Here is a 23,579-nt window from a genome sequence, read left to right on the forward strand (position 1 = left end):
TGGGGGCTGGTAGGGGTGCATACTGCGCTGCTCTGCACCGAGCGGAACGTGCCCCTCCTGCTGCTGCAGGAGCCCAAGCTCTCTACGCTTCGGCCTGAGAACCAGGCAAAGCTGGCACCATTGATGGATGGATACCGCCAGATCGCTGCCATTGCGGCCCAGCGGGAGCAGCAAGTTCTGCATCTGGGCGATTGCACCGTTCTGCACGCGCTGGGCAACCAGTTCGAAGCCGATGCCCCATCACGACGGTTTCGGGGCGATCGCAACATCGGTGTGATCGCATTCGAGGACACCTTGTTTGACGAGCCGCTGATCGCGCGCGCGCGGCAGTATGAGCGTATTGTCGTTCATTCCTCCTTCAATCGCGATCTCCTGATCGAGACAGGGTTCACCAACATTGATTGCGTCCTGCAAGGCGTCGATCCGGACGAACTGCCGATCCTTCCAGCGCGCGGAGCTTTCGGAGATCGCTTTGTGATATTCTCCGGTGGCAAACTGGAGTTCCGGAAAGGGCAGGACCTGGTTCTCGCAGCGTTCCGCATCTTCCATGCCCGCCACCCCGATTCCATATTGGTCACCGCGTGGCACAATCCCTGGCCGCAACTGGCAGGCAGTATCGCCGAGTCCCGTCTGACGCCTGTACCCGCTGAGATCGACGGTGCAACCGGAACGCTCAAGATCGCCGAGTGGGCTATCGCGCACGGGGCCCCGGCGGACGGTTTCGTTGATCTGGGCTTTCTTTCGCGCGACCAGGTCGCTCCGGTCCTGGCGGAATGTCATGCCGCGATCTTTCCCAATCGCTGCGAGGGGGCCACCAATCTGGTTGCCATGGAAGCAATGGCGTGCGGCGTGCCAACGATCCTGTCCGGCAATACTGGACACCGTGATCTGCTTCGATCGGGCGTCGCGCTGCCGATCACACGCCAGTATCCAGTCGATGATCCCCATGGACGTAGGCGCGGTTGGGGCGAGTCCTCGGTCGAGGAAATGGTGGCGCACCTGGAGACGTTGTACGCCAATCGGGAGGACGCGCAGCGGCTGGCGCAGCGCGGGCAGGCCTTTATCCGTAGCGAGCGGACCTGGCGCAGTTTCGCAGAGCAATTCGTGCAGGCCGTCGGATTCCCATGAACAGCTTCGCACTTGCGCGAAGTCACGCCCAGGCTGGCCGCTGGAAGGAAGCGGTGCAGGTTTGTCAGGCGGCGCTGGCGGATGCCCCGCGCAATCTGGATCTGCTGAATCTGCTTGGCGTTGCGCTGACTTCATCTGGCAGCGCCGAGGATGGGATGGCCGCGCTGACCGTGGCGGTAGAGATTGACCCGACGCAGAGTGGGCCACTAACAAACCTGGCCATCGCGCTACAAATGATTGGCGACCTCGACGGTGCCATCCTCCGGCTGCGCCAACTTTGCGTGCTCGACCCCTCCGATGCGGTCGCGTTTAGTCGCTTGGGTCTGATCTATCGCGAACAGGGCGATTTGGATGCTGCGGCAAGACTGACGAAGCGCGCGGCCCACCTTGCGGTGCGGGACATATCCTATTGGGTGGCGGCGTCCTCGGCCATGTTCCATCTGGGCGATGCAGAAGCCGCAGCGGACACGGTAGGCAACGCGCTTCGTCTTTTTCCTGATGATGGCTATGCGAACATGTTCGCTGCCACTTTTGCCCTGCGGCGTGGAGACTTGGACCGCGCCACCACCTTCATTGAAAAGACACAAAGCGCCGACCCCACCTCCGATGAAGCAGCCGGCATAGCCAGTCGAATCCGCAGCTATCGCGAAGCCGCCACCGCCGTTCCTCCGCCCGGCGAAGCGGCCCCTGGCCTGGTGCTGCGCGGCCCGTTCGACACGATCAGTGGCTATGCGCATATGGGCCGCCGCTATATCCAGACGCTGCGCGAGCAAGGCGTTCCGCTCACCGTGGTCGGCCTTACGGGCAAGGAACGCTGGGCCGCGGAGCCGCTGCACGTCCCGGTTCCCGCTCGGGCGCTGCTCAACATCGCAATCCCGATCGCTGTGGAGAAGGTGCCGGGCCTGGCAACGGTGACCTATTCGATGTTCGAAGGGACCCGAATTCCGCCCCCGTGGGCAAAGCTCAGCGAAACGAGCGATCTCGTTATAGTCCCGACAGAATCATCGCGGCTCGCCTGGGCGGCTCAGGGTTTTCCCGAGACCCGGCTTCGCGTGTGCCCGTTGGGCGTAGATGCCGAGCAGATGGCACGCGACATAAGTCCGATGGTGCTGGTGTCGGACGGCGACCGCACTGTCTCTTCGTTTCGCCATCGCTTTCTCAATGTCTCGGACCTGATTCCTCGCAAGAATCTGGCCGGCTTGCTTCGCGTCTGGCTGCGCGCGACACGGCGCACGGACGATGCCGTGCTGATCTTGAAAACGGGTCGCGGGAAAGAGAACGAAGGCCAGATCCTTCGCGACCTGCTGAAGAAGAGTGAGGCCGCGGTCGGTCGCCGTTTCGCCGATGCCGGGCGCATCCTGCTGGTCGATCAGATTTTCGATGAACGGCAGATGGCGGGGCTTTATGCCGCCGCGACATACTATTGGAGCATGTCGCACGGCGAAGGCTGGGATTTGCCGATGTCAAAGGCCGGGGCGATGGGGCTTGGTCTGATCGCGCCGGCCCACAGCGCCTATCTGGATTATCTCAATCCATCGGTTGCGCGCATGATCCCCGCGACAGTCGCGCCAGCGCGCCAGCCTTATGTAGATACCCCATATCCTCCATTTTTCGGGCTGGACTGGTGGCAACCGGACGAGGACGCTGCGGTCGCCATCGTGGAGGCTATCGTCAAGGATCGTGACGTTGCGCTGCCGGATGCAAGTGGGCACTTGATGGCCAATTTCACCTGGGGCCAGGCCACACACAGGCTGCGTGACATCCTGTCCGCTGAAGGCATGATGGGATGACCGCGCTGCTGGAGGAGGCAATAGCCCATCATGGCGCCGGGAGGCTTGACCAAGCCGAGACCTGCTATCGCGCGCTGCTGAAAAGCGATCCCCGCCATGCCTATGCCAGCAATAATCTGGCGGTGCTGCTGCGTGGGCAATCACGCTTCGAAGAAGCCATCGACCTCTATCGCCATGCAATCACCGCCTCGCCTGACGAAGCGGCATTCCGCAGCAATCTGGTGGGCGTTCTGAGCAGTCTGGATCGCTACGCCGAAGCCTTGACGAGCGCCCGTGCCGCTGTTGCGCTCCGCCCCGACTATGCGGAGGGGTGGTTCAATCTTGGCATGACGGTCAATGCACTGGGAGATCGTGACGGCGCCAAGCAAGCCTATCGTCGCGCTCTACTTGCCGACCCGTCCCTGGGTGAAGCCTATAGCAACCTCGCGGACGTGCATCAGGCAAGCGGCGACTGGCACCTGGCCGAGCAGTGCTATCGCGCCGCTATCGCGGCAAAACCGGAACTGCCGCAGCCTTTTGCCAATCTGGGCGAGTTGCTGAAATCCACCGGGCGCGTGATCGATGCGATCCGCCTGCTCCGCGAGGCCACCGACCGGCATCCTGCGGTTCCGTTGCTCCACTCAAATCTTCTTCTCGCGCTTCACTATACACCGCTGGTGCCGCCGGAGGTCGTCTGGCGCGCGCACCAGCGTTGGAATGCGCTTCACGCCCAACCGCTTCTACCGGAACGGCTCCCGGAGATTGCCGACCGCGATCCTGCGCGGCGGTTGCGCGTCGGCTATGTGTCACCCGATTTCTGTGCCCACCCGGTGTCTCGCTTCTTCGAACCGCTCCTGTACGGACACGATCCATCACAGGTTGAAACCTTCTGCTACGCGATCTCGTCGAGACAGGATGACGTGACAGCGCGTATCCGGACGCGCAGCGATCACTGGGCTTCGATCGACGGCCTGTCGGACGAAGCCGCGGCCGCCCTTGTCATGCGGGATCGCATCGACATCCTGCTTGATCTGACCGGGCATACCGCAGGTTCCCGTCCCCTGCTGTTCGCACGCAGGCCGGCGCCGGTGCAGGTGACGTGGCTGGGATACCCCGACACCACGGGAATGCCCGCGATCGACTATCGCTTCACCGACGCCATTGCCGATCCGCCCGGCCTTACCGAACGTTGGCACAGCGAGGCCCTGGTACGCCTGCCGCACGGATTCCTAGCCTATCAACCTACGACGGACATCCCGCCGGCGAGCGCGCCGCCATCCATGGCTCGAGGCTTCATCACGTTCGGATCGTTTAACAATCTGGCAAAGGTGACCGCCGAGACCGTCGCATTGTGGTGCAGGGTGCTGAGGCGTGTGCCGGATTCGCATATGCTGCTGAAGGGCAGGGCGCTCGGCGATCCTGCCACACGCGCGCGCTTCCGCGATCGCTTTGCGTTGGGTGGCATCGATCCTTCACGGGTAGAACTGGAGGCCGCGATCGTTTCATCGGACGATCATTTCAAGGCCTACGACCGCATGGATATTGCGTTGGATACCCTGCCGTACAACGGCACGACGACGACCTGCGAAGCGCTGTGGATGGGCGTACCGGTCATCGCCTTGCTTGGGGACCACCATGTCGCGCGCGTGTCTGCGAGCATTCTGGCCCATTCAGGGCTGGGGGAACTGATTGCCGAAACCTCCGAAGACTATGTCGAGCGAGCGGCGACGCTGGCCGCCGATCCCGATCGCCTCGCCACATATCGGCGCGATCTTCGCTCTTGTATGCGTGCCGCGCCAATCATGAACCATGCGCGCTTTGCGCGAGACGTCGAGGACGCCTATCGCGCCATGTGGCGCAAACGGGTCGCCAAAGCTGCCTGAACGCGCTCCGTTTCCTTGCGGATCATCGTGCGGCGACGCCGCCTGCATCTCAGGTACATGCCGCGCGCACAATCGCCCGCAAAGCCCCAGTCGCGGCGCATGTCCAGCCCTCCAAGCTGGTGCCAGAGGGGCGCAAGACGCTGGTTACGTGATAGCCCTGGTCCAGCGGCGAGGCCGCGAGGTGTGCGCTATCCTGGCTCGTTATGCCTGTGGCTGGGGCGCGGCGGACCGCTTTGCTTGAAGTCACATGGCGCTACAGGAAGGAATCTGCACACGAGGAACCCTGAGCCATCAAAACCCAAAGCAGATTGGGGATAGTATACGGGCATGACATCGACGGCACTTCCGGACGACCTTGCGGCGCTTTACACGGAAGGATTGCGTCATCATCAGCTGGGTGGGCTGGCGGAGGCGGAGGCCCTCTACCGCCGCGTGCTGACCGCGAACCCGCATCATTTCGACGCGATGCACATGATGGGTGTGTTGGCGTTGCAGGTCGGCAAGATCACAGCGGCGGTCCAGTTGCTGAGCGAAGCGGCGCGATTAATGCCCACCGATGCCGCAATAGCTTCAAACCTCGCCAGCGCGCTGCGGCGAGCCGGTCGACTGGAGGATGCACTCGCCTCGGTGTTGCGCGCCTTGGAACTCGCGCCGGATTTCACCGACGCGCGGCAGAATCTGGCGAACATCCTCGAAGGTCTGAACCGCCATAGTGAGGCCGCTGAGGCCGTCGAGCAATTGATGGCGATACGTGGCCCAAGCGTCGATCTTTACCTTCGGCTTGCAAGCCTGCGCATTGCCGGCAACCAGGCCGAAAAAGCGATCGACATTCTGTACGATCTGCTTGGCATGGATCCGCTGTCCACGGCCGCATACACCAACCTCGGCGTCGCCTTCCGTCGGCTCGATCGCCTGGACGAGGCCATGGCCGCCTATCACACCGGCCTGGCGCTGGCCCCGAACGATACCGGATTGCTCAACAATTACGGCATCGCTCTGAAGGATCTGGATCGGCCAGAGGAGGCCGTCGACTGCTTTCACCGCGCGCTGGAGTCGCAGCCCAACGCGGCCAATACATGGCTCAACCTCAGTCTTGCCGAAAATGATCTGATGCATGGTGATCAGGCGATCCGGGCGGCCCGGCGAGCGGTCGCGGCCGACCCGGGGTTGCCGCCAGCGCATACCGCACTCTCGATGGCGCTGCTTATGCGCGGGGAGTTAAGCGAAGGCTTCGCCGAATATGAGTGGCGCTCGCTCATGGCGGATTTTCCGTCCCCCAAGCGCCACTTTGCCGCGCCGGCATGGCAGGGCGAAGATCCGCGCGGACGCACGATCGTCTTGCATGACGAACAGGGCGTGGGCGACGCGATCCAGTTCGCCCGATACGCACCGCTGCTGAGCGCGATGGGCGCACGCGTTTTTCTGGAATGCAACAGCCAGCTCGTCCGCCTGCTCAACGGGATGGCAGGCGTCGAGAGCGTGATCCCGCGTTTCGGCACGCTGCCGCCGCACGACTATCAGGCGTCGCTGCTGAGCCTGCCGCATCTGCTGGGCACCACGCTGGCGACAATTCCGGCGACCACAGGCTATCTGTCCGCCGAGCCCGACTTGACTGCGCAGTGGGCCAGGCGGCTAGGCAGTCACGACGGACTGAAAGTCGGGCTAGTCTGGGCCGGCAATCCGGAGTTCAAGGCCGATCGCCTCCGCTCGCCGGGGCTGGCGGCGTTCCGACCGCTCTTCGACGTTCCGGGCGTCACGCTGTCTGCGCTGCAGAAAGGTGCGGGTCGAAACGACCTGTTGGGAGCGGACTGGCTGCCATCGCACTTTGTCGATCTGAACGACGAGATCCGGGATTTCGCGGATACCGCTGCCATCATGACCAATCTCGACCTGATCATCACCTCCTGTACGGGACCAGCCCATCTGGCCGGTGCGCTCGGGCGACCGACCTGGACGGTAATCCCGTTCTCGCCTGACTGGCGATGGATGGAACAGCGGGAGGACACGCCCTGGTATCCCACCATGCGGCTGTTCCGACAGGATCGGCGGGGCGATTGGACCGGGGTGGTTCAGCGGCTGGCAGCGGCGCTCAGTCGCCGGTCCATGGAATGAACGGCACGATGCGCTGCGTCGCGATGTCCGGTTGTACCAAGATCCGGGCGCGCTGGTTCAGGCGCGCGGCAAGCTGGCTGAAGCCGCTGGCGGCGCTGACCCCCACGACGTCCGCTTCGCTGAGCACATGGAAATCCTGCAGATAGTCCAGATCGGGCCAAGGAGGCGCTACATCGGCCAGCGTCACCGGCGCAAATTCGGCAAAGTCGCCGCGCACCGCTTCCAGATCGTCGCTCGCCAGATACAGGACCGGCCGCTCGAGCTTTGGCCATAGGTCGTGCAGCCACTCCACATAGCGATCGGTTCGCGTAACCGGATACCCATATTGAACGAAATCGCCGCGACGAATGTGCAGCGCCACGACCGTTCGACCACCGTCGCGCAGCGCTTTTACGGCTGGCTCGATCTTTGGCAGCCATTCCCTGCGCGGCTTCAGCCAGTGCTGTACGCGATCCCGGAACCGCTCGGGATAGTCGAACAGGAACAGCGGCGAGAGCACATCGCGGTCGGCGCGCGGCTCACCTTTTCCGTCAACCAGGTCGTTCAGCGCGTGCCGCGCAAATAGCCAGGGCGGCAGCGCTCCGCTGGGCTTTGGATCGTCCACGTCGAAATAGAGCCCCCCAACCCAGTCCGGTGTTTCCAGGACCAGGCCGTAGCGCTCGGCATAGAGCCGCAGCATCACATATTCGAGGACGTTGTGCGCGAACCGCCCCCGCGTGCCGAGCGTGCTCGATCCGATGCGTGGCCGGGCCGGATCGGGGTTCGCACAGCGCTCCACCGTCTGCCCCTGCTCATCCAGGGTGGCCCGCAGAGCGGCGAGCGACCGTGTCGTGAACAGCCAGCAATTTTCGCTCGGAATTCCGCTCAGACGCTGTGCCGCCGACGCATGTTCGCCGGTGGCCAGATCAAGTGCCGCCAGTGCCGTGCGACATTCGGCGGCATAGATCCGCCCGCCCAGCGGAGTCGTCGACAGGTTCGTGAATACACTACGCGCTTCTGCCAGCCGACCCTGGGCGACCATCGTCGTATGCAGCAATTCGATGCAAAGGCTGACCTCCGTACCGGGCAGCGGCAGGGACCGAAGCAGCGCCGCCTCCGCCTCCGCGTGATGGCCTAACTCCACCAACATCGCCGCGTGGCGGGTGCGCGCGATCGGCAGGTTCAGTTGCTCCGAGCGCGCATAGGCCGTCAACGCCGCCGCAGCGTTCCCGCTGGCGTAGAGAGCGTTGCCGTAATTATACCAGGCCTCCCGGCTGTCGGGCGCAATCGATAGCGCCGTCTTAAACGCGGCAACCCCGGCCGCCTCCTCGCCCTTGCCGAGCAGGCTGTTACCCAGGGCCATATAGGCCCCCGGTCCCTCCATGCCCTTGGCGATGGCGAGGCGCTGGCTCATGATCGCCTCGTCGACCCGCTCCATCTGGCGAAGGACGATGCCGCGCTGGTAATGGGCTTCGCCATGACCGGGATCGAGGGTGATGGCGCGGTCGAGAAGTTGCAGCGCGCGCGCATGGCCGGCGCTGCCACTCTCCAGCGCGGTGCTGCCAAGCACCTGCCAGGCCAGTGCCACAGCGGGATCGAAAGCCACCGCGGCCCGCAAATGCGCTGCCGCCTGATCACTTTCACCGCGCGTCTTCAAAAATGTCGCAAAGTTCAACCGCGCATCGGACATCTCCGGGCGCAGCCTTAACGCCCTTTCGAACAGCGCCCGCGCTTCCGCATGACGTTCCGCGCCCTTGTGCACCAGCGCCAGCAGATGCAGCGCGTCCGTCTGATCGGGATCAGCGTTCAGGATATGGCGATAGATCGCCTCGGCTTCGCCAGGCCTGCCTCCGCGATATCGGGCAAGACCTTCGGCCAGCAGGTTGTCCACTGTCGGCATCGAAGCGGGCGCGGCGTCAGATATTGGCCTCGTCCGTCAAATCGATCGCGCTGTGCCGGAACGGAATCCAGTCCTTGTGATCGGCACGATACTGAAGGCCATAGGGGGAGTGCAGGAACACCCGTTCGAACTGCGGACTTTCGCGCAGCGTGCGGTCGATATCGACCAGGGGCGAGGCCGAGAACACCCTTTCCCACATCTCGCCACGTGCCACGTCACGTTCGGCAGCCTTGACATAGTCGCGCGCTGCCTCGCTCAGGCCCCAGCATTGCTCGACCATATCATAGTAGCCCATATGCGCTTCCCTCCGCGTGGCGTTGAAATCAGGCGGTGGCAGGCACTGGAAGTGCGCCGACGGCTAGCGCCTTGGCCTGATCGATGTCGGCTTCGCTCATGCCGTCCGCCAGAGCGTCCAACATCGCATGCGCATCGTCGCGCTGTCCACCAGCGTCGAGCCCTTCAATGGTGCGCCACAGCCAGCCATAGGCCCGACCTCGTTCAGCGGGTGCGACGCGGCCCTCGACGACCAACCGGGCGAACGCGATGGACGCGCCGGCGCTACCCTTCTCTGCAGCGAGTTCAAACAGGCGAGCAGCCTCGGCATCGTCGCGAGGGACGCCATTTCCGGCAGCATAGAGCGCGCCCAGATTGAACCAGGCCAGGGCATTGCCGGTCTCGGATGCGCGCTGGAACCAAAGGGCTGCCTCTCCCGCGTCGCGCGCGGGATTGGTCCTCTCGAGATAAAGGAGCCCGAGATTGACCTGCGCTGCATCGCTGCCCGCAGTTGCCGCCTTGCGATACCAGATAGTCCCTTCTGCAATGTTGCGCTGGCAACCAATGCCATTGGCGTAAAGCAGTCCCAGGTTGAACTGCGCGGAGACATTGCCCCGCTCGGCCGCCTTGATGAAGCAGGTGATGGCCGCGGCATAGTCATGCTGGCCCGCAAGGCCGTTGGCATGAATGAGGCCCAGATTGAACTGCGCATTGGCCTCGCCTGCGTCCGCAGCTTTCTTATACCATAGGATCGCTTCAGCTATGTCGCGTTCGCAGCCATAGGCATTGGCGTGCATCAGGCCCATGTTGAACATGGCGACGACATGTCCCTGCTCAGCGGCCTTGCGGAACCAGCCAAGCGCAGCCGTCAGATCTTGCCTGGCCTCATGCCCCCGGGCATGCAGTACGCCCAGACTGAACTGGGCATCCACATTGCCCTGCGCCGCTGCGGCCCGATACCAGGACAGCGCAGCATCCAGATCCTGCACACCATAGGCGGCGTCTGCATAGACGCTTCCCAAACGCAGCTGCGCCGATACCACGTCTCGGGCAGCGGCAGCCTCCAGCAATGCCAGGCCTCTGGCGACATCGCGCTCAAGGCCCAAACCATTGGGGTGCAGCAGGCTCAGATTCGCTTGGGCGACCTGACCATGAGTCTGGGCCGCGATGCGTTGCCAGCGCATAAGGCTGCCGTCCGGAGCAGGGGCGGCGCTGCCAGTGATGTAGGCCATGCCCAGTTCGCTCTGCGCCTCGCCATGTCCCTGCTGTGCCGCGCGGCTCAGCCAGAACACGGCGTCACCAAGGTCTTGAACCAGCCCGACGCCATGGAGACAGAGAATGCCCATCCGATACTCGGCCTCGGCCACGCCCTGCAGCGCCAAGGGGCGCAGGTGCAGAAGGGCATTCTGGACCTCACCGGCATCGAGTGCAGCAAGGCCACTCGCCAGATCGGGCATGACGAAGATCCGCGCGCTCGCAAAGCGCGAAGGCAGCAGCCGCATCGCCAAACGCCTGGCCGCAGGCGGAAGCCTGGTGCGTCGCAAGCGGCGCGCGATACCTAGCGCCGGCAGGACAAAAGGGATGGATGGCCTGATCACGGTTCCCGCATGCTTTCGTCGACGGTGCGTGTAATCGGGCGTGTGAGATAGGATAGCACGCTGCGCTTGCCGATCTTGATCTCGGCCGTCAGCGGCATTCCGGGGGTCATCCGAAACTGTGTCGGTACATCGCGCAGTCCCTCTGCAGAGACGGTGATGCGCACACGGTAGAAACTTCCCTGCGGCGCTTCCGACGATGTCCGTTCGTTGGTGAAGGAATCGCCGCTTATCGTGGAGATCTTGCCCGTCAGCATCCCATGCTCCTGATAGGGGTAGGCATCGAGCTTGATCTGTACGGTATCGCCCACGGCCACGCGTGACAGCTGGCTGGCCTCGACGGCGGCTTCTACCTCCAGCTTGGCGTCGGCGGGCACGAGTCGAAACAGCGGCTCTGCGCTGTTGATGACCGACCCTACAGAGCGTGGTGCCACTTCCAGAACCACCGCGTCCACAGGCGTGCGGAGTTGCACCATGTCCTTGATGCGCTGCGCCTTGGTCAGCTGCTCCTGGAGACTATCGCGCTCGTTACGTTTCACGACCAGTTCCTGCACGATGTCTGTATCCCACCCACGGCTGAAGACGTCGCGCTCGGCACGCAACGCAGCCAGTCCATGTTGGGTCTCGATCCTGCTGTTTTCGGACGCAATCAGGTTTGATTCGACGCCGATGCGGGCGTCGCGCGCGGCGAGAGCGCTCAGTTTGCTGCCATATCCGCGCTGTACGAGCTCGGTGCGCATGGCTTCTACTTCTTGCGACAGGGCCAGCCGACTACGAAAATTCTCGGATTCCCGATCACGAGCGGAGATACCGGCCTTGGCTGCGTTCATGCGCTCCTGAAAACTGGAGATTTGGGCGGCGTACTTCGTACTCCGTTCCAACCAGATCGCCTGCTCAAGCTGCTGATACGGCGTCGCACCCTGCGCGGGAATGACATAGCGGCGCCCAGCCTGCTCGGCCTCCAGTCGCGCGATGGTGGCGTTCAGGCTATCCACCTTCGTCTGGATCTGGCCTATGTTGGCCAGAGCGAACGTGGGATCGAGGTGCGCCAGCACCGTATTGGCCTTCACCACATCGCCGACCCTGACGTCGATGCTCTTGATCGTCGCAGATTCAAAAGGCTGCACCACGATGGTCGGGGCCGCCGTGACGATTTTGCCGCGCGCCGAGACGATCCGGTCGAGTGTGGCAAAGGTCGCCCACAACAGGCCCACGACAACCAGAGCGCCCATCATCCAAAGCGTCATGCTCGCGAGGCGAGGTTCGGGTTCGGCATCGATCGTTGTGACAACCGGCAGGAACTGATTGTTCGTGAGCGCCGGGCTGTTGCCAGGTCGGGGGATGGGGGCAAGCTGGTTCATGCGGCGTCCCGACTATCGTCGAGCTCCACGGCGTGGCGGTTCTGCTGGTTCCAGAGATTGCGATAGATGGCGCAGCGGCGCATCAGTTCGGCATGGGTGCCGATGTCGTCGACCCGCCCTTGGTCGATCACCATGATCTTGTCAGCCGACGCCAGGGACGACAGGCGGTGCGATACGATCACCAGCGTGCGCCCCCGCGCGATATTCGCCAGGTTGAACTGGATAATCGCCTCGCTCTCGGCGTCCAGCGCGCTCGTCGCCTCGTCCAGGATGAGAATCGGCGGATCGCGCAGCAAGGCGCGGGCGATGGCCAGGCGCTGGCGCTGGCCGCCGGAGAGGTTGGACGAACCTTCCTCGAGCCGGGTGTTGAGACCCGCCGGAAGGCGTTCCACAAATTCGTCCGCACCTGCCATACGCAACGCCCGCAGCACGTCGCTGGTGGTGGCGCTGGGCCGACCGATCACGATGTTTTCACGGATCGTACCCGTGAACAGGAAGCTCTCCTGCAACACCACACCCATCGACGAACGAAGGTGGTTCAGGTCCACTTCGCGCAGGTCGTGCCCGTCAATCTTGATCAGGCCTTCGTCAACGGTATGCAGCCCCTGCAACAAGCGGGTCACCGTGGTCTTGCCCGATCCGCTTTTGCCGACGATACCAAATATCGTGCCTGCGGGAATTTCGAAGCTCACGCCATCCAGCGCGGGCGTGGCCGCGCCATTGTAGCTGAAACGCACCTTGTCGAACGTGATGGTGCCATCCATTGGCCCCTGAATGCCTTCACCGCTCTTACGGTCCTCGCTGGGATGATTCATGATCGTACCGAGCATGTTCACCGACAGGGATACCTCCTGAAGCTGTTGAAGAAGCTGGGATATCTGCACTAACGGATGGGTCACGCGCCAGCTCAGCATGTTGAAGGCGATCAGACCGCCGACCAGCATCTGGCCGTTCAGCACCAGATAAGCTCCGCCGCCGATCACCGCGATCTGCATCAGCTTTTCCAGCGGCGTCGTCAGCGCGTTGAGCAGGATAGCGAGCTTGGCGACATTGAACCGGGTGCGGATCGTGCGATCGACGCGGGCATCCCATTCCTGTCCCTGATAGGCATCGAGCGCCAGCGCCTTGACGGTGCGCATGCCCTGTACCGACTCGACCAGGAACGACTGCTGCTCGGCCTCCACTTCATAGACTTCGCGCAGCCGTGAACGGATGATCGGAATCGTCATCAGCGAACAGCCGCAGATCGCTGCCGTGAACGCCAGCACCACACAGGCCAACAACGGGCTGTAGAAAAACAGCAGCGGCACGAAAAGCAGCAGCATCACCATATCCAGCAGTGACGCAAAAAGTTGTCCTGTAAGGAAGCTGCGAATTCGGTCGCTTTGCGCCATATTCTTCAAGATCATGCCGGACGCATTGCGTTCGAAATATTCGATCGGCAGGCTGGTTAGCTTGCGGAATATCCTGACATTGACGTGGGCGTCGATCTTGCTCGTGGCAAATAGGGTCACATATTGCCGAAGATAGTTGAATGCAGTGTCGAAAAACACGACGAACAACATGCCGACAGTCAGCACCACAAGCGTGTCGACGCTGCGATAGAGCAAGACACGATCAATCACGAGTTGCGTGAACACCGGCAGCGCCAGCGCCATGATTCCCATCAGAAGCGACGCGACCGCAATATCGCGAAACAGCCGCTTGTGACGGCGTATCTCTGGTAAAAACCAGGCGAGGTTGAATGGCCGTTCGGGGTCCGACGCCTCAAACCGGCGCTTCACGAAAATGACGGTGCCGTCCCAGGCTTGCGTGAAGCGCGCTTCGTCCAGCACCAGCGCGTCGGCACCGTCGGCTATCGGATCCTGCAATGTCAGCAGTTGGGTGCCGCCGCGCTCGGCCACGCCCGTCGCCACCATGATATTGCCGTTGCTCAAGCGCACCAGCATGGGGAAAGCGTCGCCCATCCGGAACAGGTCGGTCCAGTCAAGCGTGCTCACCTTGGCGCGCAGGCCGATCGCAGTGGCGATTGCGATGAGCTGCGCGTTAGACACCTCTGCATTGCCGATCACATGATCGTGCAGCAGTTGTTCCAGCGATAGATGCAGGCCGTTGAAGCGCCCGACCGCGATCAGCCCCCGCAACCCGGTATGGGCGCAGGCAAGGTCAGGATCGGTCGAGCGGGGGTCGCCGATGTCCTTTGGCGCGGGCTGACTCACCACTCGATCCGAAGCTGGGCGGTAATGGCGTGACCGGTGCGGTTTTTAGCCAGCTCGGCGTCGTAGGCCGCAGCAAGGCGGAACCTGCCAGGCAACTGCGCACCAATACCGACGCCCAGCAAAGCGGCGTCCCGGCCGGGCGTACCGGCTTCGACCACGAAGGACTGGCCGGCGAGCGACTGGGTGAGCGCGTAGCGCGGATCCTTAAACTCGTGGCGCCAGCTTGCATGCGCCTCCGGTTGGATCACGGTGCCACCCGAAGTGGCCAGATCGGCCCGCAAGCGCGCGCCAAAGCCCGCAGCCATGCGGGTATAGCGCTTGTTGCGAACCGTCAGTGCGAAGACGTCGGCACCCTGTTCGATGAAATCATCGACCTTCACCGTGTCATAGCGGACAAACCCGATCGGTTCGATCGAGAGCTTGCCGGCATCAATTTGATAGCCGATGTCCAGCGCTGCACTGGTGTTGTTACCGTCGACATCCGCAGTCGCGGTGCGGCTCAGCGCGCCCACATTCACCGAGCGGCTGCTATCGAAATTGTTGAAGGTTCCGCCGAACTGGCCATTCACCGATAGCGCATCCTTCTGGATGCCCAGATAGGCACCGGCGTAATAGCTCTTCAGATCTGCCCGCCCACCGCCATCCGCGCTGCGTACGTTTCCGTCACCAAATCCGCCCGCTACGCCGCCACGCAGCCCGCCGGCGGAGGCAAAGCCGATACCCAGAACGCCACCCGCGATCCGGCTGCGAAAGCCCGGGTTGTTGTCGCCGTCACTGGTCCGCGCGGTGTTGCCGAACGCGCGACCCCAGGCCTGCAGCCCGTCGGTTGCCTCAGCAAATTGCGATCGCCGCGCGCTAATCTGATTTGTGAACACATGGCCGGCCTCGACTGCCGCCAGCGGCAGGTTGGCATTGCCCTGGCCAGACAGCGAGGCAAGCGCAGGGGCAATGGCGGTCGCGCTCAGCGGAACGATCGCGCTGACCAACGGTCGCGACGCCGTAGTGCCAGCCAGGACCACGGCGTCGATCGCACTGCCTGTCGCCGCTTGATTGCGGGTCAACCCGGCGTAGTTCGCATAAGAGGCCGGCGCGACGTACAGATCCACACTGTTGGTCGCATACACAGGGACAATTCGCGTGCCCGTCGGCAGACCGTCGGTCGGCTGCGTCACCGTGGCGAAGGTGCCAAATACGCCGCCCTCTGCCTGGATAATGCCTTGCAGGCGTTGGCCCAGCGTCAGGTTGTAGCTGTTGGTTCCAGGCGTCTCGCCCGCCGAATAGGTGATTCCGCGAAGCACCGGGGTCAGGATCGCGCCATTCGCGATGGTATAGCTGTTGCCCGCGCCCGTCACGATCACGCGGGAATAGTTGCCCGCGCCATTCCCGGTACCCGGACCGTCGATCTCGATCACCAGATTGCTGCCCGTCGCCTGCGACACTGGCGCGGCGAAATGCAACGTACCTGGCGAGTTGCCGGGGCGCAGCGTGCCGGAAACCGTGGTCGCGCCGGAGATTGTGCCACTGCCCCGCAGCACACCGTTGCTTGCAACGTTGACCAGAGCGGCGACGGTGCCGTCGACGGAAAGCTGGCCGTTCTGCACGATAACGCCGCCGCCCGTCACGCTGCCACTGACCCGGGCGGTGCCGCCGGCGTTGACGACAAACTGGCCGCTGCCATTGTTGATGATCGGTGCCGTAAAGTTCGTCGCACCGGTCGTGGTCACGACCAATGTACCATTGTTGGTAATGGAGCTGCCGACGGTGCCACCGCTCGACCCAGCAATAACAAACGGGGTAGTTGAAGCGGCAGTGTTCACGATCTGACCGGTTAGCGCAAAGCCTTGCCCGTTATTGTTCAGGGTTCCGCCGTTGGTCGTGACCTGTAGCTGCGCGACGAGGGGACTGGCTGCCGTGCCGAGGGCTCCAGGATCAGCGGGACGCAAAGTGCCGCCATCGAAGGTAACGATACGGGTAGCCCCCAGGTTGGTGCCCTGGCCGGCCTCATCCTGCGTCGTGAAAAAGGGCCGGGTGGCGTCGATCACGGCCCCCAGATTGTCAGGTTCGTTCCCAGCGCAGGAAGCGCATCGGATGACCGAAACCAAATCTACGTTCTGTGCGGCACCGGAAGAATTCGCCACGAAGCGCAACGTCGTGTTGGTGTCGAAGGCTTGGGTGTTGAAGCTATAACTGGTCCAGTCGATTGGACCTGCCTCGTCACCCGAATATTCGAAAACTTTCACATCGCCGAAATAGGCTGCGAACCCCTGTCCGCCTTCGCTGCGATATTGGAAGGCCACCTGGTATCGATCGCCGGTTGCCGTCGACAAATTCTGGCTGAAGGGAGCCGGTGAGAACAGGAACTCGACGCTCGAATTGGTGCCGTTCGCCCCCGGTCCGACACGGACGGACGAGGGGTCGGTGCTTACCCATCCATCGAACTCGACTTCGTCGCTGCCCGCTACCGGACGATAGACCTCGAAATCACCGTTGCGCACGATGTTGCTAACAGGTTCGCCATCGGCAGCCTTCGCTTCGCTCGACATCACCGTGATGGCCGACATGGCCGAGCACAGTAAAAGGCTCGCCCGGCGCACACGTTTACCGGAAAAAATGGCAGTCCTCAGACCTGTTTGAGGTGAACGATGCACAACAAAACCCCGCTAATTGGCCTTCGACCGGATGCGTGCCTCGCATAGCCTATCATGACCCAACCATCCACCAGAACCGAACCGGTTTTTGGATGGGATCAGCTACTCCAGTCCTGCCTTGAGTCAGCCATCCGGATTTTTATCCAGTGTCAAGTATGGGTTGGCGGGCAACAGGCTTGCTGTCCCGATCAATGGATCGCGGATGGCTGATAATGTCTCTTCGACAGGGGCTGGCCGAACCGCGTTTGCCCGGCCTTTGCAAGACTGCCGAGCGTTGTAAAGTCGGAGGCAGTGTACGTAGGTCTCGTCGGGACGGGACGGGACGGGACGGCCGATCCGCTCTCTAGGATCGTGCGCGAACAGAGGTAATATCGCGGAATGATTGATCCCGCGCCTCATGTTCAGCCCAGCAGGGCCGAGATACTCGCCTTTGCCCGAGACGCCCTCGATCAGGACCCCGGCAATGCCTATGCGTGGAGCTTGCTGGGGGTTTCGATGCGCGGTGCCGGGCGTCTGTCGGACGCCATTGCGGCCCATTGGCGCGGACTGGAACTGGACCCGCACGACGGCAATATCTGGTCGAACCTCGGCAATGCCCTGATGGACGCCGGTCGCCTGGACGAGTCACTGGTCGCCCATGCGCAGGCGACGACATTGGACCCTGGCAATGCGTTGTTTCGCTTCAACCGTCTGGTCGCGCAACGGCGCGCGGGCGATTTCCACGGCTCGCTCGAATCATTGGCCGTGATGGAAGGGCTCGATCCCGACAAAACCGCCGTTGCCTGGGAGCGCGCCCTCGTAAGGCTTCAGTTGGGCGACTATGCGACGGGGTTCCAGGACTATGGTGCTCGCCGCCACCTATCGAGCTTCCGGATAAGTTCCCTGCCCGGAGAGGAATGGGATGGTCGGCCGCTGAACGGTCGCCGCATTTTTCTGGCCACGGAACAAGGCTTTGGCGATGCGCTGCTGGTGGCTCGCTATGTCGCGCAGGTGAAGGCGTTGGGCGGCTACGTAATCTACCAGTACCACCCGGAACTGCGGCAGGTGCTCGACGGGCTGCCGGCGGACGAGTTTCATGTGCGCGGCGCCCCGTTTCCTGACTATGATGTATGGTTGTTCCAGATGGATCTGCCCGTCGTACTGGGCGCGCGAATCGACAATGTGCCGCCGCCGGTTTCACTCCATGTGCCGGAGGCATCCCGCGCCAAGATGGCTGCACTGATCGGTGCCAGCCGCCCCGGCATCCTGCGTGTCGGGATCGTCTGGTCCGGCCGCGTGACCTTTGGCGAGAACAGCCTGCGCGCCACCAGCCTGGAGGCGTTCATGCGGCTGGCGGAAGTGCCCTCGGTGCGCCTGTACAGCCTCCAGAAGGATGTCCCTTCGGCCGAGCTGGATGATGCAGACGCCCAGCGCCTCGTCACGCCGCTTGGCCCCCACCTCGACGATTTCGCTGACACCGCCGCCGCGATCGAGCTGCTTGATCTGGTCGTGATGACGGATAGCTCGGTGGCGCATCTCACCGCATCGCTGGGCAAGCCGGTCTGGAATCTCGTTCAGCACGTTCCGTACTGGATTTACGGCGACAGGAAGGACAGCACGCCTTGGTATCCGACAATGCGGCTGTTCCGTCAGGGCGCGGACCGCGATTGGAACAAGGTATTCAAGCGTGTCGCCGAAGCGCTTCACCGCGAAGCATGGCTGCGCGGGGTCTAGCTGAAGTGCGATGGAGAGCCCGGACAGGCTGAAGGGGAGGGGACCTCTGCGCCGCGCACCCCCGCTTGGCCAGGCCAATATCGCCCGCTATAAACAAGAGGCGATGAGGAAAAGGCATAAGCGTTGACGGACCAGCGGGACCGATCCGCCAGCGCCTTTTCCCAGGGGCTTGCCCATGGCAGCGCCGGTCGGCACGAACAGGCGCGGGACTGTTTCGAAGAAGCCGTCAGGCACAACTCAGACAATGCTGCGGCTCGTCTCAATCTGGCCCTGGCGCTCCGCCATTTGGGCCAGAAACCGGAAGCCGCCGAGATGCTCCGGGCTATCCTCGACCATCTTCCCGATCAACCCGACGTGCTGCTCTGCCTCGCGGAGATGCTGGGTGAAATGGCCTGCTTTTCAGAGGCGCTCACGCATCTTTCGCGTCTGAAGGAGGTCGCGCCGTGTCATGTCGGTCTCGACGAAGCGCTCGGCCTGGCTCTGTTGCGTACCGACGCCCCAGATCAAGCGGAGTTCCCGCTGCGACGCGCCATAGTCCAGAATCCCGCTGGCGCGCCCCTGCTCAACAATCTTGGCGCCGCCTTCATGGCCCAGCGCCGTCCCGCTGACGCGGAGCGCCTCTATCGCCGCGCAGCGGTCGTGGACGAAGGGACGCCAGCCTATCGAAAAAATCTGGGGGTCAGCCAACTGCTGCAAGGCAAGCTAGCCGCAGGGTTCCGCAATTATGAGGCGCGACGCGAACAAAAGGTCTGGAGCTGGAACCGGGATTTTTCAGGCAAGCCCGAATGGCGCGGCGACGCCATCGCCGGCCGTACGATCCTGGTCTATTTTGAGCAGGGCCTGGGGGATACCGTACAATTCGCCCGATACTTCCTGGTCCTCAAGGCCATGGGCGCGCAGACGATCTTCCTGTGCCAGCCGGAACTCGTGACACTGCTAGCCCGCGTGCCGGGCATCGACCGGTTGATCACTGTCGGCGATCCACTGCCGGACTTTGATTGTCACACCTCGCTCATGAGTCTGCCCAACCGGCTAGGCACAACTGTCGCGACCATTCCCGGTGGAATTCCGTACCTTTCCGCTGACCCCGATCTTGCGCGATGGTGGGCCAGTCGCATGCCAGGTGAGGGCCTTCGCGTGGGCATCCATTGGCAAGCGCGCGGGCCGGAGCGGTCCATCCCCTCCACGGCGCTGGCGCTGCTGGCGGCGATCCCGGATGTCCGCCTTTACAGCCTCCAACCGGAAACCGGGACCAGCCGCAACCTGTTGAGCGAGATGGGCATAGTCTTGCTGGAAGATATCGCACCAGGGCGCACTAGCTTTGAAGACACCGCAGCGTTGCTCGCCAATCTCGATCTCGCCGTGTGCTGCGATTCATCCGTGGCGCACATTGCCGGTGCGATGGGTGCCGCTGTGATGATGATTCTGCCCTGGTTGGGGGACTGGCGCTGGATGATGGATCGCGATGCAACACCTTGGTATCCGCACACGCGTTTGTTCCGCAGTCCATCCGGTGGTGACTGGGACACGCCGATCCGCGCCGCCGTATCGGCGATCGGGGCGGTGAAACACTGAGTCCTAAGTCCTTGGGACATTCGGAAATCTGCATCAGCCGCTCGCTCCGATAGGAGCCTGCCCCCCGAACGAGCGGTGTTTGACGGTCCACCGGTTTCCCATCCAGTTCGAGGATGAGTATCGGTCGTAGATTCAGCGGCGATCTTGGCCGCAACAGCCGCTTTGAGCTGTAATTCGTGAGACTGATGCGCATCCGTATCGAGTGGGAATAGGTCAATGGTCACCCGCTTGATCCCTAGACGACGGTGAAGACCTCACGTCGGCCCGGCGGAGTCGCGTAGTCCACCAGGGTGATGATCTGGGGTTTGGCTTCCAGCATCGCGACGCTGTTGGCACCGGGGTGTGGGGTGAACCCGGGCTCTTGCGGCAGCGCCTGGATCGTCTTGTTCAGGCGCTTGATCAGCTCGAAGTCGCGAACCTCGGTGGCATGGGCGGACATAGACAGGCTGTAGGGCCCTGCCGCGCCGCCGCCGATCGCGATCGAGAGGCGAGGGTCGCGACTGATGTTGGCGAACTTCTGACTGTCGGTGGCGACCACGAAGTAAAGGGCCAGTTCGCGGCGGAAATAGTTCACCAGCGTGACCTGTGGCCAACCGTCGGGCCGGTTCGTCCCCAGAGCCATCAGATGGCGGCTGTCGAGGACCGAGATGATCCGCGCCTGAAGGTCAGCTTGATCGACGCCCTGCGGATTCGCGCTCGAGGGCGAGGGCTTGAGAGACATCAGGGTCTTCCTTTCTGGGGGCATGGGTCAGGATGCTGGCCGTACAGGCCGGCGTGCGCGCAGGGTGCGGACCAGACCAAACCAGCCGCCACTGGCGAGTGCGACGAGCAGGGCGCTGGCCAACAGGCTGGGTGAGGGGGGCGCGACCTTGAAAATGACGTCCAGGCTCGGCACAGCGAAGATCAGCGCCAGGAAGCCCGCTGCGGCCGAGGTGATCAGCCAGTAGATCTTGCGGTGCGGCGCGAACAGACGGCCCCCGGACGAGGAGGCGTCGGCCAGGGCCAGGGTCAGGTTGCCGGCGACAAGGGTCAGGAAAGCCGCGCCTCTGGCCTGCTCTTCCGGATGATGACCGAGCGACCACAGATAGACACCCAGCACGCCGGCCAGGACGCCGCAGCCCTGCAACAGGGCCAGGCCAAGTTGTCGGGGGCCGAAAAGCGGCTCGTCACGCGGTCTGGGCGGATGCTTCATCGCTTCAGGGCCGCCCGGTTCGGCCTCGAACACCATGGCGCAGACCGGGTCGATGACCAGTTCCAGAAACACCACGTGCATGGGGTAGAGCAGGGGCGGCAGGCCCATGACGATCGGGATTAGCGCCACGCCAGCGATCGGAACGTGAATGGCGGTGATATAGACCAGCGCCTTGCGCAGATTGACGAAGATCCGTCGGCCCAGTCGCACGCCGCCGACGATCGAGGCGAAGCTGTCATCGAGAATGACCAGGTCGGCCGCCTCGCGGGCCACGTCGGTGCCCTTCTGACCCATGGCGATGCCGATATGCGCGGCCTCAAGGGCGGGCGCGTCATTGACGCCGTCGCCGGTCATGGCGACGACATGGCCGCCGGCCTTGAGAACCTGGACGATGCGCAGCTTCTGCTCGGGCATGATGCGCGCAAAGACCCGGGTCCGCGCGAGGCGCTGTGCCAGGGCGGTGTCGTCCAGAGTGGCCATTTCGTCGCCGAGCAAAACGCCGCCCGTGACATCCAGGCCCGCCACCTTGGCGATGGCCAGGGCCGTCGAGGGGTGATCGCCCGTGATCATCAGCACCGAGATCCCGGCCTCGCGCGCCTCCTTCAGGGCTGTGGGCACGTCTGCCCGGACGGGGTCAAGAAAGCCGACCAGCCCTGCCAACGCGAAAGGCGCGTCGCCCGGGTCATCGGGAAAAGCGGTCTTCGTCTGGCAAGAGGCCACGCCCAGAACCCGCAGGCCCTGAACGGCGAATGCTTCGACAACGGCGGTCAAGCGCATGATCTGGTCGTCGGGCAAGCGGCAAAGCCTGAAGATGGCCTCGGGCGCGCCCTTGGCAGCGGCTACCCACTCACCGCCTGGCGCTGACCAGACCTGGATCATGGCCATCATTTCAGGACGTAGCGGCCAGGTCCTGCTCGGCTCAACTTCGGCGGTGGGCGAAGCCGCGCTGTCCGGAGTCAGGAGCGCCCGGACAGCCTTGTCCATCGGATCGACCGGGCGGACCGCGCAGGCCCGCCCGGCAATCTCCAGCAGTTCCTTCGCAGAGCCGCCGGGCGCGGAATCCAGTTCGACGAGGCAGTCGCCGGCCTCCGTCCATAGTCGGGCGACCCGCATCCTGTTTTCGGTCAGGGTGCCCGTCTTGTCGACGCAAAGGAAAGAAGCGCCGCCCAGCGCCTCGATCGCGGCGCTGCGACGGACCAGCACGTTTTTCCGGGCCAGCCTCCCGGCGCCCAACGCCAGGAAAACAGCCAGGACCATCGGGAACTCCTCGGGGATCAGGGCGATGGCGACGGTGATCCCGGCCAGCACGCCGCCAATCCAGTCCTGGCGCAGCAGTCCGTAGGCGATGGTGATGAGGCCGCAGAAGGCTATGGCGGCCAGGCCCAGAAGCGTGACCAGTCGTCCGGCCGTCTTCTGCAGTGGCGTCTGCTGATGGACGATGGTCGCCAGCGAGACCCCGATCTTGCCGAGGGCTGTCTGGGGACCCGTCTTGGCGATCTGCGCCACGGCCTGTCCGCGAACCACCAATGTCCCGGAAAACAGATAAGGCCCTGCCTCGGCGCCGGGCTGGGTCTCGGCATCGGCGGCTTCCCCATCGGTCAAGGGCTGTTTGGAAACCGGCGCGGACTCGCCCGTCAGCGCAGACTCGTCGACACTCAGCACATCACCGGCCAGCAGAGCGCCATCGGCGGGCAAGCGCTCGCCTTCGCCGACCAGCACGATGTCGCCCGGGACAAGCTCGGATGCGGCCAGGCGCGCCTCGACCCCATCGCGGATCACCCGGGCGTGCGGCTGCGAGAGGTCCCTCAGCGCCGCCAGCGCGCGCTCACTGCGGGCTTCCTGCAAGATCACCAGGCCGATGGTGGCGACGGCCCCCGCCATCAGGAAGAGGCCCTCGCCCAGGTCCCCAAGCACCAGATAGAGGCCAGCGGCACCGATCAACAAGAGGAACATCGGCTCGCGCAGGGTATCGAGGATGATCCGCGCCAGGCCTCGGGCCGAGGCCTGCGGCAGGGCATTGGGACCAAACTCGGACAGGCGCTTTTCGGCCTCGATTTTGGTCAGTCCGCTCAGGATGTCGCGCGTCATCGTGCAGGTCCGATCCGCCGGCGGGCGCCGGCCCTGGAGGCTAGTGCGACAGAAGGACGGGGCACGGCGGGCGCGCCAGAATAGGCAGGGTGGTGCCGCACAGCAGGAGTTCCTGAGCGCCAAGGGCGGCGCATTCATGCGGTG

At 63.5% G+C, this 23,579-nt stretch carries 14 protein-coding genes; 6 read left to right on the forward strand and 8 right to left on the reverse strand.

Translation table 11 applies throughout. The features are described 5' to 3' along the window. Positions 1-48 precede the first annotated feature (48 nt). From ACW179_RS14215 to ACW179_RS14230, 4 genes are all read left to right on the forward strand, one after another. Positions 49-1,128, forward strand: a complete 1,080-nt coding sequence (locus ACW179_RS14215) for a glycosyltransferase family 4 protein (RefSeq protein WP_492060128.1) — start codon at positions 49-51, stop codon at positions 1,126-1,128. After that, entirely contained in the window at positions 1,125-2,918 is a 1,794-nt protein-coding gene (locus tag ACW179_RS14220; RefSeq protein ID WP_492060129.1) for a tetratricopeptide repeat protein, read from the forward strand. Before ACW179_RS14215 ends, ACW179_RS14220 begins: the two co-directional genes overlap by 4 nt. Further along, positions 2,915-4,780, forward strand: coding sequence for an O-linked N-acetylglucosamine transferase, SPINDLY family protein (locus ACW179_RS14225; protein WP_492060130.1), 1,866 nt, complete (start codon positions 2,915-2,917; stop codon positions 4,778-4,780). The genes ACW179_RS14220 and ACW179_RS14225 overlap by 4 nt, the downstream gene beginning before the upstream one ends. A gap of 327 nt (positions 4,781-5,107) precedes the next feature. After that, the gene (locus ACW179_RS14230) at positions 5,108-6,892 is read left to right on the forward strand and encodes a tetratricopeptide repeat protein (RefSeq protein WP_492060131.1); all 1,785 of its coding nucleotides are present in this window, start codon (positions 5,108-5,110) and stop codon (positions 6,890-6,892) included. On the opposite strand, the gene ACW179_RS14235 is transcribed toward ACW179_RS14230, so the two are convergent. From ACW179_RS14235 to ACW179_RS14260, 6 genes are all read right to left on the reverse strand, one after another. Continuing rightward, positions 6,870-8,762, reverse strand: coding sequence for a tetratricopeptide repeat protein (locus ACW179_RS14235; protein ID WP_492060132.1), 1,893 nt, complete (start codon positions 8,760-8,762; stop codon positions 6,870-6,872). The genes ACW179_RS14230 and ACW179_RS14235 overlap by 23 nt on opposite strands. Positions 8,763-8,787: 25 nt before the next feature. Beyond that, a complete protein-coding gene (locus tag ACW179_RS14240; protein WP_492060133.1) occupies positions 8,788-9,066 on the reverse strand; it encodes a hypothetical protein in 279 nt (92 codons plus the stop codon). A gap of 28 nt (positions 9,067-9,094) precedes the next feature. Further along, positions 9,095-10,546, reverse strand: coding sequence for an SEL1-like repeat protein (locus tag ACW179_RS14245; protein WP_492060134.1), 1,452 nt, complete (start codon positions 10,544-10,546; stop codon positions 9,095-9,097). Positions 10,547-10,638: 92 nt separating this feature from the next. After that, positions 10,639-12,000 carry an HlyD family type I secretion periplasmic adaptor subunit gene (locus ACW179_RS14250; RefSeq protein WP_492060135.1) on the reverse strand — a complete coding sequence of 454 codons (1,362 nt, stop codon included), beginning with the start codon at positions 11,998-12,000 and terminating at the stop codon, positions 10,639-10,641. Continuing rightward, the gene (locus tag ACW179_RS14255) at positions 11,997-14,219 is read right to left on the reverse strand and encodes a peptidase domain-containing ABC transporter (protein ID WP_492060136.1); all 2,223 of its coding nucleotides are present in this window, start codon (positions 14,217-14,219) and stop codon (positions 11,997-11,999) included. The genes ACW179_RS14250 and ACW179_RS14255 overlap by 4 nt, the downstream gene beginning before the upstream one ends. Next, positions 14,216-16,780 carry an autotransporter outer membrane beta-barrel domain-containing protein gene (locus tag ACW179_RS14260; RefSeq protein ID WP_492060137.1) on the reverse strand — a complete coding sequence of 855 codons (2,565 nt, stop codon included), beginning with the start codon at positions 16,778-16,780 and terminating at the stop codon, positions 14,216-14,218. The genes ACW179_RS14255 and ACW179_RS14260 overlap by 4 nt, the downstream gene beginning before the upstream one ends. Before the next feature lie 465 nt (positions 16,781-17,245). Between ACW179_RS14260 and ACW179_RS14265 the strand changes: the two genes are divergently transcribed. Together ACW179_RS14265 and ACW179_RS14270 are read left to right on the forward strand one after the other, a co-directional pair. Beyond that, positions 17,246-18,580, forward strand: a complete 1,335-nt coding sequence (locus tag ACW179_RS14265) for a tetratricopeptide repeat protein (protein ID WP_492060138.1) — start codon at positions 17,246-17,248, stop codon at positions 18,578-18,580. Between the two features lie 123 nt (positions 18,581-18,703). After that, a complete protein-coding gene (locus ACW179_RS14270; RefSeq protein ID WP_492060139.1) occupies positions 18,704-20,155 on the forward strand; it encodes a tetratricopeptide repeat protein in 1,452 nt (483 codons plus the stop codon). Between the two features lie 235 nt (positions 20,156-20,390). Here ACW179_RS14270 and ACW179_RS14275 read toward each other — a convergent pair whose 3' ends face one another. Both ACW179_RS14275 and ACW179_RS14280 read right to left on the reverse strand, forming a co-directional pair. After that, complete coding sequence (locus ACW179_RS14275; protein ID WP_492060140.1) at positions 20,391-20,876, reverse strand: pyridoxamine 5'-phosphate oxidase family protein; 486 nt, start codon at positions 20,874-20,876, stop codon at positions 20,391-20,393. 27 nt (positions 20,877-20,903) lie between these two features. Further along, a complete protein-coding gene (locus tag ACW179_RS14280) occupies positions 20,904-23,573 on the reverse strand; it encodes a cation-translocating P-type ATPase (RefSeq protein WP_492060141.1) in 2,670 nt (889 codons plus the stop codon). Positions 23,574-23,579 lie beyond the last annotated feature (6 nt).

Source organism: Caulobacter sp. AVps18 (genome assembly GCF_058681425.1).

Coding starts and splice junctions, on each gene's coding strand:
- ACW179_RS14220 (WP_492060129.1), top strand. CDS start 1,125: ATGAACAGCTTCGCACTTGCGCGAAGTCACGCCCAGGCTGGCCGCTGG.
- ACW179_RS14225 (WP_492060130.1), top strand. CDS start 2,915: ATGACCGCGCTGCTGGAGGAGGCAATAGCCCATCATGGCGCCGGGAGG.
- ACW179_RS14230 (WP_492060131.1), top strand. CDS start 5,108: ATGACATCGACGGCACTTCCGGACGACCTTGCGGCGCTTTACACGGAA.
- ACW179_RS14240 (WP_492060133.1), bottom strand. CDS start 9,066: ATGGGCTACTATGATATGGTCGAGCAATGCTGGGGCCTGAGCGAGGCA.
- ACW179_RS14245 (WP_492060134.1), bottom strand. CDS start 10,546: ATGCGGCTGCTGCCTTCGCGCTTTGCGAGCGCGCGGATCTTCGTCATG.
- ACW179_RS14250 (WP_492060135.1), bottom strand. CDS start 12,000: ATGAACCAGCTTGCCCCCATCCCCCGACCTGGCAACAGCCCGGCGCTC.
- ACW179_RS14260 (WP_492060137.1), bottom strand. CDS start 16,780: ATGTCGGCCATCACGGTGATGTCGAGCGAAGCGAAGGCTGCCGATGGC.
- ACW179_RS14265 (WP_492060138.1), top strand. CDS start 17,246: ATGATTGATCCCGCGCCTCATGTTCAGCCCAGCAGGGCCGAGATACTC.
- ACW179_RS14275 (WP_492060140.1), bottom strand. CDS start 20,876: ATGTCTCTCAAGCCCTCGCCCTCGAGCGCGAATCCGCAGGGCGTCGAT.
- ACW179_RS14280 (WP_492060141.1), bottom strand. CDS start 23,573: ATGAATGCGCCGCCCTTGGCGCTCAGGAACTCCTGCTGTGCGGCACCA.